Raw genomic sequence first — 243 nt, forward strand, 5'->3', positions numbered from 1 at the left:
CTGCATCAGCGTCTCGACGAGCAAGGCATACCGTCGCACCGAGAACCACCACCCGATCCTCGGCGTCGAATACGAGCAGAAGGACCCGTCGCTGACCGACGCGTACTTCGGGAAGATGGGTCTCTCGGTCCTGTACTTCATGCCACGCGGCAGTGTCGCGCCCCTGGCGTTCTACTTCCGCGGCGACCTGCTCGACGACTACACGAACCTCCAGCTCATCGGCACGATCAGCACCATGGAGAC

Annotated in this window: 1 protein-coding gene; it reads left to right on the forward strand. The window is 62.6% G+C overall.

Going from position 1 to position 243, the window contains the following annotated elements; genetic code table 11:
* Positions 1-243: putative oxygenase MesX (locus SB753_RS40625; RefSeq protein WP_410805621.1), on the forward strand; the 243-nt coding region annotated here is incomplete at both ends.

Source organism: Paraburkholderia sp. SIMBA_053 (assembly GCF_046534895.1).
Classification (GTDB): Bacteria; Pseudomonadota; Gammaproteobacteria; order Burkholderiales; family Burkholderiaceae; genus Paraburkholderia; species Paraburkholderia caledonica.